The following is a 16671-nucleotide window of genomic DNA, read 5'->3' on the forward strand; positions in this document are numbered from 1 at the left end:
CTACGCTGACCCGACACGAGCGAGCGGGAGGTGGCCCAGTGAGTACCGGGAGTGGGCGGGAACTCGATCACGACATCGCCACCGATGTCTCCTTCGAGCTCGAGGAACTCGACGAGCTGGTCGCCGAGCTGCTCACCGAGCACGCCGAACGCGCGGCCAGGGACGCGCGCATCGTCGCCCTGCGCCTGGGCATCGGCGGGCAGCGCCCGGAAACCCTCACCCGCATCGGCGCCCGCTACGACCTGGCACGCGACCGGGTCCGCCAGCTCTACGCCAAGGCGATCGGGCAGCTCGTGCGGGAAGCCGCCCGCTCCGGGCACCGCTGCGCCGAGGTGTTCGGGCACCGTTACCCGCGTGACGCTGGCGATCTGCGGCTGGTGCGGGAGCTGCTCGCCGAGACCTACGCCACCGACACCGATCTGGTGGCGATGGAATGGTCGTATCTCAAGCTGCGCCTGGCCGGACACGACCAGGCCGACGCCAAGCGCGTCGCCGGATACGTGATGCAGCGAATCCTGGGCTGGCAGAAGAAGACCGCCAGCATCCTGGCCAAACTGCAGCCCCTCGACGAGACCGACGAGCTGGGGCCGCTGCTCGACGACGTCGAGTGGACCACCGGCACCCCCGCTCCCCTGCCGACCGCCTCGGCCCGCGTCGCCGACGCTGACGACGACGGCCGCGGCCGCTTCTATCTCGCCACCGTCGGCCGTGATGTCGCCTACGACTCCGCGCTGGCGGCCCGGCTGCTGCGCACCCTCGACGCCGGCGCCGCGGTGACGGCGTTCCAGGAGGAACCGACGGCGCTCACCTACAGCTTCGACGGCGCGGACCACGTGCACTATCCGACGGCCGCCGCCCAGCTCGCCGACGGCCGGACAGTGCTCGTCGACGTCGTCCCGCTGGGCCGGATCGCCTTCCACCACACCCGGATCCAGAGCGAACTCGCCCGCGCCTACGCCCACGACCACGGCTGGGGCTGGCTGGCATGGACCGGCAGCGCGCTGGACCCGGCCCGGCTGCGGGCCCGCGCCACCGACCCGGCGATCGAGGAACGCATCGCCGCCGATCTCGACCGGGGCCCCTACGATCGGGGCGCGCTGGCGAGCCTGCGCGCCGAGACCGGCCTCGAACTGCTCGACCTGGCCGGTCTCGTCCTGCGCAACGACTGGCGGTGGGACCGGACGCCCATGCGCCTCAGCGCGTCACCATCGCACCGGCCAGCACGGTGATCACCAGCAGCATCGCGCAGCAGGTGAGCCACTGCCACTGATTGATCGTGCGGTCCATCCGCCCGATCGTCGCGCGCAGGCCCGCCGCGATCCGCTGCTGGGCCACCAGTTCGCTGCGCACCCCGGCCAGGGTGATCGCCTCGGCGTCGGCGTTCACGCCCGCGCGGTCGATCCGGTGGTGCAGGCGGGTGACCAGCTTCTGCTTGTCGCGCACGGTCTGTCGCGACACCGCCAGCTGGACCCGCTGGTCACGCAGCTCCCCGCGCTGATGCTCGATCATCGCGGCCTGTGCCGCGGTATGCCGTTCCCAGGTGCCCACCTCGGCCCACCCTCCTGTCGTCGAATCCGCATGACCCCAATGGATCTCGCCGGTCACCCAGCCCTGGAGGAAGTCACGCAGTTCCCAGCCCGGCCGCACCGGACCGGCGAAACCCGTCTCGCCGGCGGCGAGCATGCCCTGATCGATGCGGTAGTCGGCGGCCGCGGGCGAGAAATCGGCGATGCCGACCGCGGGCACCAGCGGCACCCAGTAGCCCTGCGGGCAGACCCACAGCACGTCGTCGATACCCGCCGCCTGCAGGCGTCTGCGGTGCGCGCGGGCCGCGGTGATGTCGAGCGGGCCGCTGCGCACCTCGACCACGCAGCGCCGGTCGCCGCGCCGCCAGAAGATGTCGACCGGGATGTCGCCGACCCGGGCGTCCACCTCGGCTTCCTCGGCGCCTGCCGCGGTCAGCCTGCCGCAGATCCAGTGTTCGAGCCGCTGGGTATTCCATTGGGTCGCCACGCATTCGGGGCAACCACAGCCGTATCCGGTGCGTTCCGGTGCCGCCCGCCGGGTTCCTTCGGAGATGCCGAGTTCGTCGAGCAGCGCCCGCCGTCCGCACACCACCTGGGTGTCGCTTCGCCGCTTCGTCCTCACACCACACTCCCTCACCAGGGACCCTGACGTGCGCCCGCGCCCACGCCCTGTTCTTCAGGTTCCCGCAGCCACCGACCGGCCGCCAGCCCCCTTGACCCGCGCTCGGGAGCGTCACCGACCGGTGATCGAGATCACAAACGCGACTCCACTTGAATATCAAGCTATTTCATTGTGCCGACGTCGCAGAACGTCGCCGAGATCTTGATCATTTCGATACACAGACCGGGCCTGTTGCCCGTCCATTTCGTCCGGATTACGAAACGCTTCGGCGCGTCGCCGATCCGGTCACCGGGACATCGCGACGACGCGGCCGCAGCGCCCGGTGGATATGATCGCTGCGGCCGGGGCGGGCACGCTCGCCGAGCACGGGAAGTAGGGTGTGCATGAACCACGCTGAGCACGACGAATCCATCGGGTCGATGCTGGCGAGTATCGCCGCGGCGCTGCGTGAGGTCAGTGACAAGCTCGATATCGTCGCCGCCCGGGTCCAGCAGGAAGTCCCCGCCTTCCCCGCCGACGAGGATCTGCCCGACCAGACCAGGATCCGCAGGCTCGAGACCTGGGCATTCCATGCGTCACAGGACATTTCCCGGCTCAGCGCCCGGCTCGACGCCCTCGACGGTGGCGATCCCGAACCGGCGCCCCGCGCCCGGGGCACCCGCAGCCGCCGGGAAGTGCGGGAGGCCGCCGAAGCCGCCGAGCGCGCGGCCACCGATCCGGGCGCGGGAGAAGAGTTCTCGGCCGCGCCCGGCGATCGGCCGCCGCTGGAGCGCCGGCATTCCCGGACCGATCACCTCGGCGACCCGACCTGGCCGCTCACCGTCGCCCCGGTCCCCCGTTCCTCGAGCTTCGAACCCGTCGGTGAGTCGGCTTCCGAGGCAGGGCCGTTCGCCGATACGGCGCGGGCTGTGCGCTCGGGTCGCGCGGGACGGTCGGCCGAGGGGTCCGCGACAGGGGGCTTCGCGTCGCCGACCGGGTCGGCTGTGGGCACGCTGTCGGAGGAGGCCGCCGGGTCGGCCGGTTCGGTGCCGCCGGTGAACGGCAGCGATCGTGCGGTGCGGGTGAACGGTGCGAGCCGGGTGCCCGGTGATGGCGCCGATCGTGTGCCACCCGTGAACGGCCGGGCACCGGTGAACGGCGCGTCCAGGGTCAACGGTGCGAAGCCGCGCAACGGCGTTCGGGTGCTCGACGAGGCGGGGGCGGTGCACGAGCTGCCTGCGCGGGGAGAGTCGGGCGCCGGTGACCGTGTCCAGGGTGTGCGGATCGCGGCGCCAGTGGCGGACGGACATGCCCTCCCCTTGTCGGCGGGCGCGGGTGCTGCGGCAGGCTCGGATACCGCAGCCGCCGCGCGGGTCGATGGATCGCGAGGTGTCGACGGATCGGCGGGATCGGCGGGTGCGGGTGCCGCGGCTGACGTGGGTGCCGCGGCTGACATGCGGGTCGACGGATCGCGAGGCGTCGACGGATCGGCGGACGACGCCGCGGCGACGGTGTCGGCGAAGGGAATCGAGCGGGACGACGCGAAGCTCACGGCGCGCGAGCCGGGCGCCGGCGTGTCCGTACCGCAGCAGCAGACCGAGGAGACGAGGGTCGCGACCGCACAGCCGGTCGATGATGTCGCCGCGACCGAGTCCGCGCGGCGGTGGGCCGATCGGCTCGCGGCGGCGGCAGCGGACCAGCCGACCGGCGACGTCGTTCCGACCGCGGCAGCGCGGGAGTGGGCCGACCGGCTCGCGGCCGCCGCGCAACAGCAGGTCGACGATGTCGTTCCCACGGCTACCGCGCGCGAATGGGCCGACCGCCTCGCCGCCGCAGCCGAACTGGATATGCGCGCGGCCGCCGCCGAACGGAGCCGGGAGGCCGCGGAGCGGGCCGGGACGACGAGCGGCGTCGCCGCGCGGTTGGGGTCGGCGAACGGCCGGGAGGTCGAGCTGTCGGACGACAGTGTGATCGAGGCCGTGGACTGGCAAGTCACGCAGCGGTTGCCGCAGAACGGCGCGAGCCTGGGTGGTACGGCCGGTACTTCGGGTGGTGACGCCGAGGTCGTCGGGCGGACGGTGTCGATCTCCGCGCTCGGGCGCAATGGGGTGTCGCCGGACGCGGGACTGTCAGGGGTGACGACCGGGGCTGGGGCTGGGGACGGAACCGCGGCTGAGGCCGGAACCAGGATCGGGGCCGGAGCCGAGACTAGGGCCGGGGCCGACATCGGGGCCGGGACCGGGGCCGAGATCGGGTCCAGGACCGAGATCGGGTCCAGGACCGAGATCGGGTCCAGGACCGGGACCGGGGCCGGGGCCGGGGCCGGGGCCGGGGCCGGGGCCGGGGATGAGCTCACCGTGCCGGGGCGGGCAGCACCGGGGGTTGCCGCGCGTGGCGGTGATGGCGTGATCAACGGTGTCGTTGCCCCGCAGGCGAGTGCCGCTGCCGTCGACGCGCTGTCGGATCCGCCGACCGAGACCGTGGTACGACCACCCGTCGAGGCGGGTGTGGAGCGGGCCAGGCCGGTCGGCAGGCCCGTAGGCGGGACAGTCGCGCCCGTCGTAGGTACCGGATCGTCGGACGCATTGTCCGGCAATCGGATCGATGTCGCGAGCGGCGAACCTCAGCGGGTCGTGAGCGATCCCCGATCGGCCGGTCTCACCGCCGGTGATCGCGGCGAGACCGCGGCGAACACCCACCCGGTGAACGGGTTCGATCCGCGATCCACCGCGGCACCGGGATCCGCCGGCTCGGGCACCACCGCCAGCGGCATCCACTGGACCTTCACCGACGAGGACCTGACCACACCGTCCACCCCGAGCTCGAACGGCTACGCCCGCAACGGCTTCACCGGTGATACGCAGCGCCCCGGATCGATCTTCGACGACGCGGCCCCGCGAGAGCGCCTCACCGCCCCCGGTGACCCGTCGCCGTCGGCACCGCCCGCGCGCCTGTCCGCACCGAAGGACACCACGCAGACCACCGGCGGTGAAGCACCGGCCGGATTCGGCGCCTCGACGACCGCCACGCCGAGCACGGGTCCGGAACCCACGGCCCGATTCGGCGCACCGACGACCGACCAACCGAGCATGGGCCTATCGCCCGCAACCGGATTCGGCACACCGTCGACCGACTCGGCAGGCGCAGGCACAACACCCGCCAGCGGATTCGGTGCCCCGACGAGCAGCCGAAACAACGCGAGTATCGAACCCACGACCCGATTCGACGGCTCGACGACCGACCACAGCGGCACAGCCTTCGAACCCACGACCCGATTCGGCGCACCGACCGGCGACGACGGTAGCGCGCGCCTAGACTCTACGACGCGATTCGGCGAGACCCTGAACGACCGAGGCGACGCGGCCATCGAGTCGACAACGCGATTCGGTGCCTCGACGAGCAGCCGAGACAACGCGAGTATCGAACCCACGACCCGATTCGACGGCTCGACGACCGACCACGGCGGCACAGCCTTCGAACCCACGACCCGATTCGGCGCACCGACCGGCGATGACGGTAGCGCGCGCCTGGAGCCTACGGCTCGATTCGGGGAGACCCTGAGCAGCCGAGGCGACGCGGGCGGCGAGTCCACCACGCGATTCGGCTCCTCGACGGTCGACCACGGGTACTCGGGCGTCGAGTCCGCGGGTGGCTATGGCGGCGAGCGGACGCAGACCGGCGGGTTCGCCGCGGCGAATCAGGGCGGGCCGGATGCGCCGGCGACCAGCCCGCTCGATCGAGTGAGGTCCGATCCGGCTCCGCCGACCGCGACCGATGCGGCGGGGATCACCGTGACGGGGACGTTCCGTGCCTTCGACATCGAACGGGCGAACGTCGACAAGCTGCAGGCGATGCTCGACGAGCTGAAGCGGTCCGCCGGGCTGCCGCCGGGACGGCGCGACGTCTTCGGACCACCGACAACCGACGCCGGCTGAGCAGCGGCGCTGTCCTCCGGTCCGGGCATATACCGGACTACGCGCCGGACCACCGACACGGAAGCCGCGTCAGGCCGCCGCCAGCGGCACCAGCCGTGCACCGCCACCGACAGCGGAGCCGCACCAGGCCTCGCACGCACCATGCCTCGACACGCGCCCCGGCCGCCGCCGACGGCCCACGCCGAGCTCCGACGCTAGTGCCCAGCCTGCGCCGCGACCCGAAAACCGCGCCAGGGCTCCGCCAGCGGCACCAGCCGGGCACCGCCACCGACGGCGGAGTCCGCACCAGGCCTCGCACGCACCAGGCCTCGACACGCGCCCCGGCCGCCGCCGACGGCGCAGGCCGAACTCCGACGCCGGCGCCCAGTCTGCGTCCCAGCCGCTGCCGACAGCGCACGCCGAACTCCGACGCCGGCGCCCAGCCTGCGCCGCGACCCGAAAAACGCGCCAGGTTCTCCGCCACCGAGGATGGTTGAACTCGCCACCGTCAGCCGGTTCAGCTCTTGGCTGTGGACCGGTGCGGCGGCCGTGCCGGGCCGTGGGCATCGCCGGCCGGTCAGGCAGGCGCCACGACCAGGTCGGGGCGTGGGGCCTCGCGCAGGACGGTGCCGATGAGGTCGCGCAGGGCGCGGTGACCCGCGTCGGCGGTGTTGCGCGGGTGCCAGGCCATGGCGACGACGGGGGCCGGGAGCGGGAGGGGGATCTCGAAGGTCGTCAGGCCGAGGGAGAGCGCGGCGGGGCGGGCGAGCAGTTCCGGGGCGGGACAGACCAATTCGGTGGTGGCGACGGTGAACAGCGCGGTGGACAGGTCGGGGACGGTGGCGACCACGCGCCGGGTGCGGCCGTGCAGGGCCAGCCGGTCGTCGATGGGGCTGTGTGTGCGGCCGGTGGCCGAGACCTCCAGGTGCTGGGCGGAGGCGTAGGCGGCCACGGTGGGGCGGTCGGCGCCGAACGGGTGCCCCGCGGCGGCGAGGCCGATCCAGCGGTCGGCGAACAGGCGGGTGACCACCGTCTCCGGGTCGGTCTGGCCGATCATGCCGACCTCCACGTCGACCCGGCCGTCGCGCAGGGCGACCACCGTGTCCGCGGCGTCGGCGGCCAGCACACGCACCGTGACGCCGGGCAGCTGGGCGCGGACCGCGGCCAGCAGCGGACCGGTCAGCCGGGGAGCGACCGAATCGGCCACCCGGACAACGAAATCGCGATGGCGGCCCGCCCCGGTGTCGTCGCGGGCGGTGAGCAGCAACCGCGCCTGGTCGACCAGCCCGGCGACGTCGTGGCGCAGCTCCAGCGCCCGCGGGGTCGGCACCAGCCGGCGACCGGAGCGCACCAGCAGCGGGTCGCCGAGGACGGCGCGCAGCCGGGTAAGGGTACGGCTCATCGCCGAGGTCGACGTGTGCAGACGCCGGGCCGCCTCGGTCACACTGTTGGTCTCCAGCAGTGCGTCGAGGGCGAGCAACAGGTTCAGATCCAGCGCGTCCACGCGAGGATTATCACCAACGCGAGGATCACCGCCAAGTGTTGTCGCGGCGGCGATCCTGCGTGTCGGGCTACCGCTCGGCAACCGGCGCGGGCGCGGGTGCCACGGGGACGGTCGCCGGATGTTCGCGCAGCACCCGCCGGTAGGTGGCCGGCCGCACCGGGCGCACCCACTGGGCCAGCCTGCTGGTCAGCGGCAGCGGGGTGCGCAGGTCGTCGAGCATCTCGTCGATATTGGCCAGCGAGAACGGCACCACCGACGCGCCCTGGGCGTGATAGCCCGCCGAGCGTTCCCGCGACCAGTGCAGCCGCTCGTCGATCTCGGAGTTCATCTGCTCGGGCATCGGCGGCACGAACTTCCCGGTGAGCAGCCCGGCGATCCAGTGCGCGCCGACTTCCGCGCTCAGCGCGCTCACATTGGAGCTGTTGTAGCCGGCGAAGGTCAGGTTGGGCACCTCGACCGGCAGGATGTTGCGGAAGAGCCGGAAATCGCCCACCTCGTCGGTCAGGCTGCGCCGCACGAACGGGGTCAGGAACGGCACCTCCTGCTGGTATCCGGTGGCGCAGACGACGATCTCGGCCAGTTTCAGCGTGCCGTCGGACAGGCGAACGGCGGGCCCGTGCTGCCCGCCGATCAGCTCGGTGACCTCGGTCTCGCGGTGGACGGTGATCCGGCCCGCCTCGACCTGCTCGGCGAAGCCCTCGGTCGCCAGGCTCGCGCTGCTGTTGGTCATCTCCTCGATGCCGCCCGTCGGCAGCAGATCGAGCTCGCGTAGCCGGAGCTTGCGGGTCACCCGCTCCTGGACCAGATCCAGGTTCGCCTGCCGCAGGCTGAGCGCGTCGAGCCAGCGCTCGATGCGGCGCGGCTCCCGCGACCGGAAGTGCGCCTCGCCGAGGCGGGTCAGCAGCAGCCGCTCGTAGTCGAGGCCGAGATCGAGCGTGCGCGGCATCTTCCAGGTGAGCCTGCGCGCGACGACGCTGGTCTCGTCGGCCAGATGGCTGACGGCCTCGGCGACATCACAGGCCGACTTGCCGTAGCCGATCACGACCACCGAGCGGTCGCGGGCCTGCTCGACGTCGTGGAAGTCCGACACGTGGACCAGCCGCCCGCCCGCGGCCGCGAACGCCGCCGCGCCGGGGAGCGCGGGCAGCACCGGGTCGCTGAACACACCGTTGGCGACGATCAGGTGATCGCAGGTGGTGCGGTGCACGCCGTCGCGATCACGGACCTCGAGCAGCCAGCCGCTGTCGACCGGGTCGGCGGCGACGACCTCGGTGCCCAGCCGCAGGTGTTCGGCCAGGCCGAACTCCTGGACGTACCCGGCCAGGTAGGCCTGGATCTGCTGGCCGTCGGGCCACCGCGGGAAGTCCTCGGGCATCGGGTAATCGCTGAAGTGGTACCGGACCTTGCTGTTCTGCGCGCGCAGCCCCGGATAGCGTCGGGTGGCGCTCCACACACCTCCGACATCAGGGGCCCGGTCGAACACCTCGACCGGGAAACCCGCCCGACTCAACACTTTCGCGCAGGCCAAACCCGCCACTCCCGCACCGACGATCCCGATGCGGCTACCGCTCGTCATGGCGAGGAGAGTACTCGGCACCGGCGCGCGGGTGCCACCGCCGCCGGGCCGACCCGTGCTGTACTGGAACTATGACCAACAGTTCCGTCGTCGTCGATCGGGCCGGGCTCTGGGATGCCGAGGAGCTCAGTGACGTCGCCGCGGCGACCTTCCCGCTGGCGTGCCCGCCGGAGGCCACCCAGGGCGATATCGAGATCTTCCTCGAGCAGATGCTCTCGGGCGAGCGGTTCGGCGAGTACCTGTCCGATCCGGAGCGCACGGTCCTCAAGGCCGTCGAGGGTGACGAGATCGTCGGCTACGCCATGCTGGTGGCGGGCAGGCCGACCGATCCGGAGGTGGATGCCCAGGTCAGCCCGGGTGCGGTGGTCGAGCTGAGCAAGATGTACGTGCTGCCGGGGCACCACGGCAGCGGCGTCGCCGCCGCTCTGATGACCGCGGCGGTGGCGACCGCCCGCGACGCCGGCGCGGCGGTGCTGTGGCTGGGCGTGAACCAGGCCAACGAACGCGCCCAGAAGTTCTACGCCAAGCACGGTTTCACCCAGGTGGGCACGAAGACGTTCACGGTCGGCAACCAGGTGCACTCCGACTTCGTCTACGAACGGACGCTGGGCGACTCAGTCGAGTAGCGCGGCCCGCAGCGCGGTGACCTCGGCGTCGGACAGGCCGAGGCCGTCACGCACGTAGCCGTCGAAGCTGCCGTAGCTCTGGTCCGCCTGGTCGAACGCGGCGTCGAGCCAGCTCTGCTGGACGCCGTTGAGCGGGTCGGTGGGCGCGGCGCCCCGGTAGACGTTGGAGGCCAGGTAGTCCGCGATGACGGTGGCCCGGTCGACGCCGAGCAGGGTCAGCAGGACCGCCGAGGTCCAGCCGGTCCGGTCCTTGCCCGCGCTGCAGTGATAGAGCACGCCGGTGCCGTCGGCGGCGATGATGTCGCGCAGCACGGCGGCGAACGCCTCGTTCGCGCCGGGCGCGGTGATGAACGCGCGGTACATGCCCTCGCCGCCGAACAGCGCGCCCGCCAGGATCAGCGGCGGCGCCTGGCCGATGACGTCGTAGGAGTTGCCGACCGCGCCCGCGGGCAGCCGGTCGGCGCCGAGGCCGCGCTCGTAGCCGGTGCGCAGGTCGTCGACGACGCGCACGCCGAGGGCGCTGAGCCGGGCCAGATCCTCGGGGGTCGCCTTGTCCAGCGCGCCGGTGCGGAACACCAGCCCGGTGCGCACCCGGTGCCCGTCGGTGGTGCGGTAACCGCCCGCGTCCCTGGCGTTCTGGACGCCGGTGAGGCCGAGCAGCCGATCGGCGGTGGTCTCACTGGCGGGCGCGGGTGCGGCCACGGCCTGGCCGAGGGCCGGACCGAGCAGCACCGCCACTCCGGTCGCGGCGGCCAGACTCGCGCGCAGAGCACGGCTACGGGTCACGACAGGGCTCCTTCGACGACGCCGGGTCACGGTCAGCACGAACGTACCCGGCGCCGGTCGGTCACGCGGCGGCGGCCTCGAAGCGCGACAGCGCCAGCAGTCGTGAGATCGCGCGCAGGTACTTCTTGCGGTAGCCGCCGTCGAGCATCTCCTGGGAGAAGATCTCGTCGAGCTTGGCGCCAGAGACGGTCACCGGGATGCTGGCGTCGTAGAGGCGGTCGGCCAGCACCACGATCCGCAGCGCGACGGCCTGGTCGGTCACCGGATGGACGCCGGAGATGAACACCGAGGTCACGCCGTTGATCAGGGCGCCGTACTTCGACGGGTGCAGCGTGCTCAGGTGCTCGAGCAGCGCGTCGTAGTCGTCGAGGGTGGAGCCCGGGGTGGTGGCGGCCCGTTCGGCCAGGATGTCCGGCGAGGTCGGCTCGGGAGCGGGCGGCAGGTCGCGGTGGCGGTAGTCGGGACCGTCGACGCGCACCGGCTCGAAGATGGAGCCGAGCTTCTTGATCTCGCGCAGGAAATCCTGTGCGGCGAAACGACCCTCGCCGAGCTGGCTGGGCAGCGTGTTGGAGGTGGCCGCGATCGAGACGCCCGCGGCGGACAGCTCGGTGAGCAGGCGCGAGACCATCGTGGTGTCGCCCGGATCGTCGAGTTCGAACTCGTCGATGCACAGCAGGCTGTTGCCGGAGAGCCGCTCGACGGCGTTGACGAAGCCGAGCGCGCCGACCAGGTTGGTCAGCTCACCGAAGGTGCCGAACGACTTGGGCGCGGGCGCGCTGTGGAAGATCGAGGCGAGCAGGTGGGTCTTGCCGACGCCGAACCCGCCGTCGAGGTAGAGACCCGCGCCGCTGACGGCCTTCTTCTTGCCGAACAGGCTCTTCTTGGACGCGGCCTTGTGGATCTTGGCGACCTGACCGGCGAATTCCTCGGCCTTGGCGACCGCGGCGGCCTGGCTCGGTTCCTTGGGGTCGGGAATGTAGGAGGCGAAGCTGACCTCGTCGAACATGGGCGGGGGCACCATCTGCGCGACGAGCTGGTCGGCCGGGACCTCCGGATGGCGATCGACGAGGCGTTCTTGCATGAACGAATCGTACGGACGTGGTTGCATCGGATCCTATGCAGCGTATCCACAATGTGACCCAGCTCGCAGACCTCGACGACGACGCACTGGCCAGGTGCTATGCCTACCCCCGGCAGCTGGATCGCCCCTGGGTGCGCGCCAACTTCGTCAACAGTATCGACGGGGCGTTCACCGTCGACGGGGTCTCGGCGGGGTTGGGCACCGACGCCGACCACCGCGTGTTCGGGCTGCTGCGGGAACTGGCGGAGGTGATCGTCGTCGGCGCGGGCACGGTGCGCGCGGAGGACTACGGCGGCGCGCACCCCGATCCGGACCGGCGGCGCGCGCATTTCCGGCACGGGATCGGCGGGTCGGCCGACGGCACGCCGCCACCGATCGCCGTCGTCACCGCGAGCGCGCGCCTGGATCCGGCGTCGCGGTTCTTCACCGACGCCGAGACCGCCCCGCTGATCATCACCACCGCCCACGCGGCAGCGGAGCAGGTCGAGGCGCTGGAAGCGGCGGGCGCGGAGGTGGTGGTCGCCGGGGAGGCCGCGATCATGCCCGCCGCGCTGCTGCGGGTGCTCGCCGAGCGCGGCCTGCAGCGGGTGCTGTGCGAGGGCGGCCCGCATCTGTTCGGCCAGCTGGCCGAGGCCGATCTGGTCGACGAGCTGTGCCTGAGCACCGCCCCGGTGCTGGTGGGCGGGGCGGGCGGGCGAATCTCACTGTCGGCTAGCGGTTTCGACATCCCGATGCACCGCAGGCAGCTCGTGCTCGCCGAGGACGGCACCGTACTGGCCCGCTGGGCCCGTCGATGAAACCTGGCGCCGAACCTGGCAGTGTGTAACCCATGCGCTGGACTCGGGCCGCGGCGACGGCCGCGACACTGTCGATCATGCTCGCGGGCTGCGGGGCCGGACCGTCGGATCGGCCCGTCGTCGCTGTCGAGCGGCCGGGGGTCGGTGGCGCGCAGACCGAGACACCCACGGTGCCCGAACCGGCCACGGCGGAGACCCCCAAGACCGACCTGGCCTGGAAGGACTGCACCGCCGCCACGCTGGGTTCGCTCGACTTCGGTCCGGCCCCGGCCGGGCTGGTGCTCGAATGCGCCGACTTCTCCACCCCGATCGACACCGCGGGCACCGTACTCGGCACGTTCCGGGCGGGCGCGCTGCGGGCCCGGCTGCCGCAGACCCCGGCCGACGCCGCGCCGCTGGTACTCACCTCCGGCGCCGATCGTTCCTCCGCCTCGACGCTGGCCGGGCTGGCGATCGGGCCGAACAGCGCGCTGCTGGCCGCGCAGCCGATCGTCGCCGTCGACCGGCGCGGGATCGGCGCCTCCCAGCCCATCGACTGCATCCCGGCGCAGCTGCGCGCGGTGATGACCGACCTCGGCCAGTTCGGCATCGGCAGCGACGACCAGGTCGGCGCCGTGGCCGGCTACAGCCAGGACGCCACCATCGCCTGCCGCGACTTCCTGCAGCCCTACGAGGGCACCTTCGACGCGCCGCACGCGGCCGACGACATCGAACAGCTGCGCAAGCAGTGGCAGGTCGACAAGATCAACCTGCTCGGCACGGGCAACGGCGGCAAGGTCGCGCTCAGCTACGCCCGCCGCTACGGCGACCACCTGGCCCGGCTGATCCTGGACGCCCCCGAACCGGTCGGCGCCGACCTGACGACGATGACCGAGGCCGCCGTCACCGGCGCCGAGGCCGCCGTGACGGCGTTCGCCCAGCGCTGCAAGGCCGCCAACTGCGCCCTGGGCGCCGACCCGCGCGCCACCGTCATCGGGCTGGTGGCCAAGGCGAACAGCGGCGGCCTCGGCGATATCTCGGGCGCCGACCTCTCGACCGCGCTCACCGGGTTCCTGTCCAGCCCGCGCGGTGACCAGGCGAGCCGGGTCACCGCGCTGGCCGACATCCTCGCCGCCGCCGACCGCGGCGACCGCGCCCCGCTGGCGGCGCTGGTGGCCCGCGAATCCGCGGCGATCAACTCCGACGGCGAATTCGTCAACCGGTGCACCGACAGCCAGCAGCCGCCGACCCCGGACCGGGCCCGCGAGCTCGCCGGAACCTGGGCCGGCAAATATCCGGTTTTCGGCCGCACCGCCGCGATCGGGCTGATGGTCTGCTCGGCCTGGCCGGTCTCGACCGCGCCGCCGCTGCCGACGAAGCTGGACCTGCCGGTGCTGGTGTTCGCCGGTGCCGCCGACCCGATTGTCGGCGGGGCCGCGGCCTCGGTCACCGGCGCACTCGGGGCGGCGGGCGCCCGGCACGCCACCATGACCTGGCAGGGCTGGGGGCACCCGGTGACCGCGCACTCCGGCTGTGCGCAGAAGGCGGTCGCCGACTACCTCGCGGAAGCGAAATTGCCCGCCGACGGCGGTGCCTGCCCCGCCTGATCCAGGCCGTACGACCATGTGATTCCGGCGCGTCGGACGGGTCCGGCGACACCATCGCTACCCGATCCGGTGTACCGTGCCCCAGTGTTGTTCCGACAGCTCGAGCCCCGCACCGCTCGCACCTCCGCCGAGGTGATCAAGTTCGCACTCTGGCCCTTCGCGGTCATGACCGTGCTGAACCGTGTCTTCATCAAGGCGGTCAACGGATTCGTCACCGACGACTACCGGCCTGTGTACAACGCCTCGTTCGAGTTCCTGAACGGCAGGCCGCTGTACACCGCCGACTTCTCCTCGGTCGACCCGCACTATCTGTACTACCCGAGTGGAACGCTGCTGATCGCGCCGGTGGCGGTCATCGAGTACGAGCTGTCCCGCTGGCTGTTCATCGGCCTCAACGCCGTCGCGATCCTGATCGCCTGGTACCTGCTGCTGCGCCTGTTCAAGTTCGGTCTCGGCTCCATCGCCGCGCCCGCGCTGCTGCTGGCGATGTTCGCCTCCGAGACGGTGACCAACACGCTGGTCTTCACCAATGTCAACGGCTGTCTGCTGCTGGCCGAGATGGCGTTCCTGCACCTGTTGCTGGCGCGACGCGACCTCTGGGCCGGTGTCGCCCTGGGGTTGAGCATCTCGGTCAAACCGACGCTGGCGCCGCTGCTGCTCGTCGCGGCCGTGCGCGGCCAGTGGAAGGTCTTCATCACGGCGCTCGGCGTGCCGCTGACGCTCACCGCGATCGCCTGGCCGCTGTCGGCGGATCCCGAGAAGTTCTTCACCCGGGTGGTGCCGTATCTGGCGCAGACGCGCGACTACTTCAACAGCTCGATCGGCGGGAACGGGCTCTACTACGGCCTGCCGCACTGGCTGATCCTGCTGGTACAGGGCGTGATGGCCGCGGTGGTCGCGGTGACGCTGTGGCTGCTGTGGCGCTACTACCGCGACGACGAGCTGTTCTTCGTCACCACGTTCTCCGGGGTGCTGCTCACCGCGTCGTTCCTGCTGCTCTCGCTGGGCCAGATGTACTACTCGATGATGCTGTTCCCGTTCCTGCTGTCGGTGGTGCTGCGCAATTCCGTGCTGCGCAACTGGCCTGCCTGGCTGGCGATCTTCGGGTTCATGACCTACGACAAGTGGCTCTCGGACCGCTGGCAGAGCACCGGGCGCACGCTCGAGTACCTGCGGGTGACCTTCGGCTGGGGTCTGCTGCTCGTCGTCGTGTTCTGCGTGCTGGGTGACCGCTACCTGGCCGCGCGCCGCGAGGGCAGGCTGCAGTTCGGCATCGACCCGGCGTGGATGGCGAGCGCGCCGGATTCGCGCGACGGTTCCGACGACGAAAAGCCCGCGCCCGCCGCGGTCTCCCCCGCGCCCGATCGCGACGATCCGGTCGCCCCGGAAGAGCCGGTCGACGACCGCGAACCCGCACTGAAATAGGGCACGGCCGGTGCTGTGACGCGACGATCGCGGCGCGCACCGGCCGAAACCATTAGCGTGGAGTGATGAGTTCATCGTTGCCCACGCCGCGCATCCAGCTGACGCCGCAGCAATGGCGGGCGAAACTGGATCCGCAGGAGTACGCCGTTCTCCGCGAGGCCGCCACCGAGCGCCCGTTCGTCGGGGAATACACCGACACCAAGACCGAGGGCGTCTACACCTGCCGCGCCTGCGACGCCGAATTGTTCCGCAGCACCGAGAAATTCGACTCGCACTGCGGTTGGCCGTCGTTCTTCGACCCGGCCGATTCCGACGCGGTGATCCTGCGCGCCGACGACTCGCTCGGTATGCGCCGGGTGGAGGTACTGTGCGCGAACTGCCACAGCCACCTCGGCCACGTCTTCGAGGGCGAGGGCTACGCGACGCCCACCGACCAGCGGTACTGCATCAATTCGATCGCGCTGCGCCTGCAGCCCGCCGAGGACTGACACGACGAAGGGCCCGGTCGAGGTGACCGGGCCCTTCGCGGTGTCCTGACTACGGCAGCGCGGTGACCAGCTGGTCGACCTCGACGCGCGGGCCGGTGAAGAACGGGATCTCCTCGCGCACGTGCAGGCGGGCCTCGGTGGCGCGCAGGTCACGCATCAGGTCGACGATGCGGTGCAGTTCGGGGGCCTCGAAGGCGAGGATCCACTCGTAGTCGCCCAGTGCCATCGAGCTGACGGTGTTGGCGCGCACGTCCGGGTAGCCGCGGGCGGCCTTGCCGTGATCGGCGAGCATCTTGCGCCGCTCCTCGTCGGGCAGCAGGTACCACTCGTAGGACCGCACGAACGGGTACACGCAGATGTAGTTGCCCGGGTCCTCCCCCGCCAGGAACGCCGGGATGTGGCTCTTGTTGAACTCCGCCGGGCGGTGCACCGCCACATTGCTCCACACCGGGGCGCTGGCCCGGCCCAGCTCGGTGGTGCGACGGAAGTCGGCGTAGGCTGCCTGCAGGTCCTCGACACGCTCGGCGTGGGTCCACAGCATGAAGTCGGCGTCGGCGCGCAGGCCTGCCACGTCGTAGATGCCGCGCAGCACGACACCCTTGTCGGCCAGGCCGTCGAAGAACGCCTGTGCCTCCTTGATCGCCGCGGCCCGGTCCTCGCCGAGCACGCCCGGCTGCACCTGGAACACCGAGAACATCAGGTAGCGGATGGTGGAGTTGAGGGCCTGATAGTCGAGTCGCGCCATGGATCCATGGTGCCAC

The 16671-nt window shown here is 71.7% G+C and carries 13 protein-coding genes; 7 read left to right on the top strand and 6 right to left on the bottom strand.

The genetic code is table 11. The annotated features are described in order from the left end of the window. Positions 1–38 precede the first annotated feature (38 nt). Complete coding sequence (locus AB0L91_RS01385; RefSeq protein WP_365006841.1) at positions 39–1229, top strand: hypothetical protein; 1191 nt, start codon at positions 39–41, stop codon at positions 1227–1229. On the opposite strand, the gene AB0L91_RS01390 is transcribed toward AB0L91_RS01385, so the two are convergent. Further along, positions 1195–2148 carry a hypothetical protein gene (locus AB0L91_RS01390; RefSeq protein ID WP_357344790.1) on the bottom strand — a complete coding sequence of 318 codons (954 nt, stop codon included), beginning with the start codon at positions 2146–2148 and terminating at the stop codon, positions 1195–1197. The two genes, AB0L91_RS01385 and AB0L91_RS01390, sit on opposite strands and share 35 nt — an antisense overlap. 383 nt (positions 2149–2531) lie before the next feature. Here AB0L91_RS01390 and AB0L91_RS01395 point away from each other — a divergent pair, with 383 nt between their 5' ends. Beyond that, positions 2532–6062, top strand: a complete 3531-nt coding sequence (locus AB0L91_RS01395; protein ID WP_365006842.1) for a hypothetical protein — start codon at positions 2532–2534, stop codon at positions 6060–6062. A gap of 556 nt (positions 6063–6618) precedes the next feature. Here the strand turns inward: AB0L91_RS01395 and AB0L91_RS01400 are convergent. Continuing rightward, positions 6619–7545 (bottom strand): LysR family transcriptional regulator, encoded by a 927-nt coding sequence (locus AB0L91_RS01400; RefSeq protein WP_355277453.1) that lies wholly within the window; start codon positions 7543–7545, stop codon positions 6619–6621. A gap of 67 nt (positions 7546–7612) precedes the next feature. After that, the gene (locus AB0L91_RS01405) at positions 7613–9121 is read right to left on the bottom strand and encodes an NAD(P)/FAD-dependent oxidoreductase (RefSeq protein WP_355277455.1); all 1509 of its coding nucleotides are present in this window, start codon (positions 9119–9121) and stop codon (positions 7613–7615) included. A 71-nt stretch (positions 9122–9192) separates the two neighbouring features. On the opposite strand from AB0L91_RS01405, the gene AB0L91_RS01410 reads away from it, so the two are divergent. Next, positions 9193–9747, top strand: coding sequence for a GNAT family N-acetyltransferase (locus AB0L91_RS01410; protein ID WP_357344784.1), 555 nt, complete (start codon positions 9193–9195; stop codon positions 9745–9747). Here the strand turns inward: AB0L91_RS01410 and AB0L91_RS01415 are convergent. Together AB0L91_RS01415 and zapE are read right to left on the bottom strand one after the other, a co-directional pair. Beyond that, on the bottom strand, positions 9736–10533 hold the full coding sequence (locus AB0L91_RS01415; RefSeq protein ID WP_365006843.1) for a tyrosine-protein phosphatase: 798 nt from the start codon (positions 10531–10533) through the stop codon (positions 9736–9738). The genes AB0L91_RS01410 and AB0L91_RS01415 overlap by 12 nt on opposite strands. A gap of 61 nt (positions 10534–10594) precedes the next feature. Continuing rightward, positions 10595–11614: a cell division protein ZapE gene (gene zapE, locus AB0L91_RS01420; protein WP_365006844.1), complete on the bottom strand. Its 1020-nt coding sequence runs from the start codon at positions 11612–11614 to the stop codon at positions 10595–10597. A 53-nt stretch (positions 11615–11667) separates the two neighbouring features. Here zapE and AB0L91_RS01425 point away from each other — a divergent pair, with 53 nt between their 5' ends. From AB0L91_RS01425 to msrB, 4 genes are all read left to right on the top strand, one after another. Continuing rightward, positions 11668–12411, top strand: a complete 744-nt coding sequence (locus tag AB0L91_RS01425; protein WP_365006845.1) for a pyrimidine reductase family protein — start codon at positions 11668–11670, stop codon at positions 12409–12411. Between the two features lie 32 nt (positions 12412–12443). Further along, positions 12444–13997 (top strand): alpha/beta hydrolase, encoded by a 1554-nt coding sequence (locus AB0L91_RS01430; protein WP_355277465.1) that lies wholly within the window; start codon positions 12444–12446, stop codon positions 13995–13997. An 84-nt stretch (positions 13998–14081) separates the two neighbouring features. Beyond that, positions 14082–15422: a glycosyltransferase family 87 protein gene (locus AB0L91_RS01435; protein WP_365006846.1), complete on the top strand. Its 1341-nt coding sequence runs from the start codon at positions 14082–14084 to the stop codon at positions 15420–15422. 65 nt (positions 15423–15487) lie between these two features. Continuing rightward, positions 15488–15910, top strand: a complete 423-nt coding sequence (gene msrB, locus AB0L91_RS01440; RefSeq protein WP_365006847.1) for a peptide-methionine (R)-S-oxide reductase MsrB — start codon at positions 15488–15490, stop codon at positions 15908–15910. 49 nt (positions 15911–15959) lie between these two features. On the opposite strand, the gene hemQ is transcribed toward msrB, so the two are convergent. Next, positions 15960–16655 (bottom strand): hydrogen peroxide-dependent heme synthase, encoded by a 696-nt coding sequence (hemQ, locus tag AB0L91_RS01445; protein WP_355277473.1) that lies wholly within the window; start codon positions 16653–16655, stop codon positions 15960–15962. Positions 16656–16671: the final 16 nt, after the last annotated feature.

Origin of the sequence: Nocardia sp. NPDC051833, from assembly GCF_040681225.1 — a bacterium.
GTDB lineage: Bacteria > Actinomycetota > Actinomycetes > Mycobacteriales > Mycobacteriaceae > Nocardia.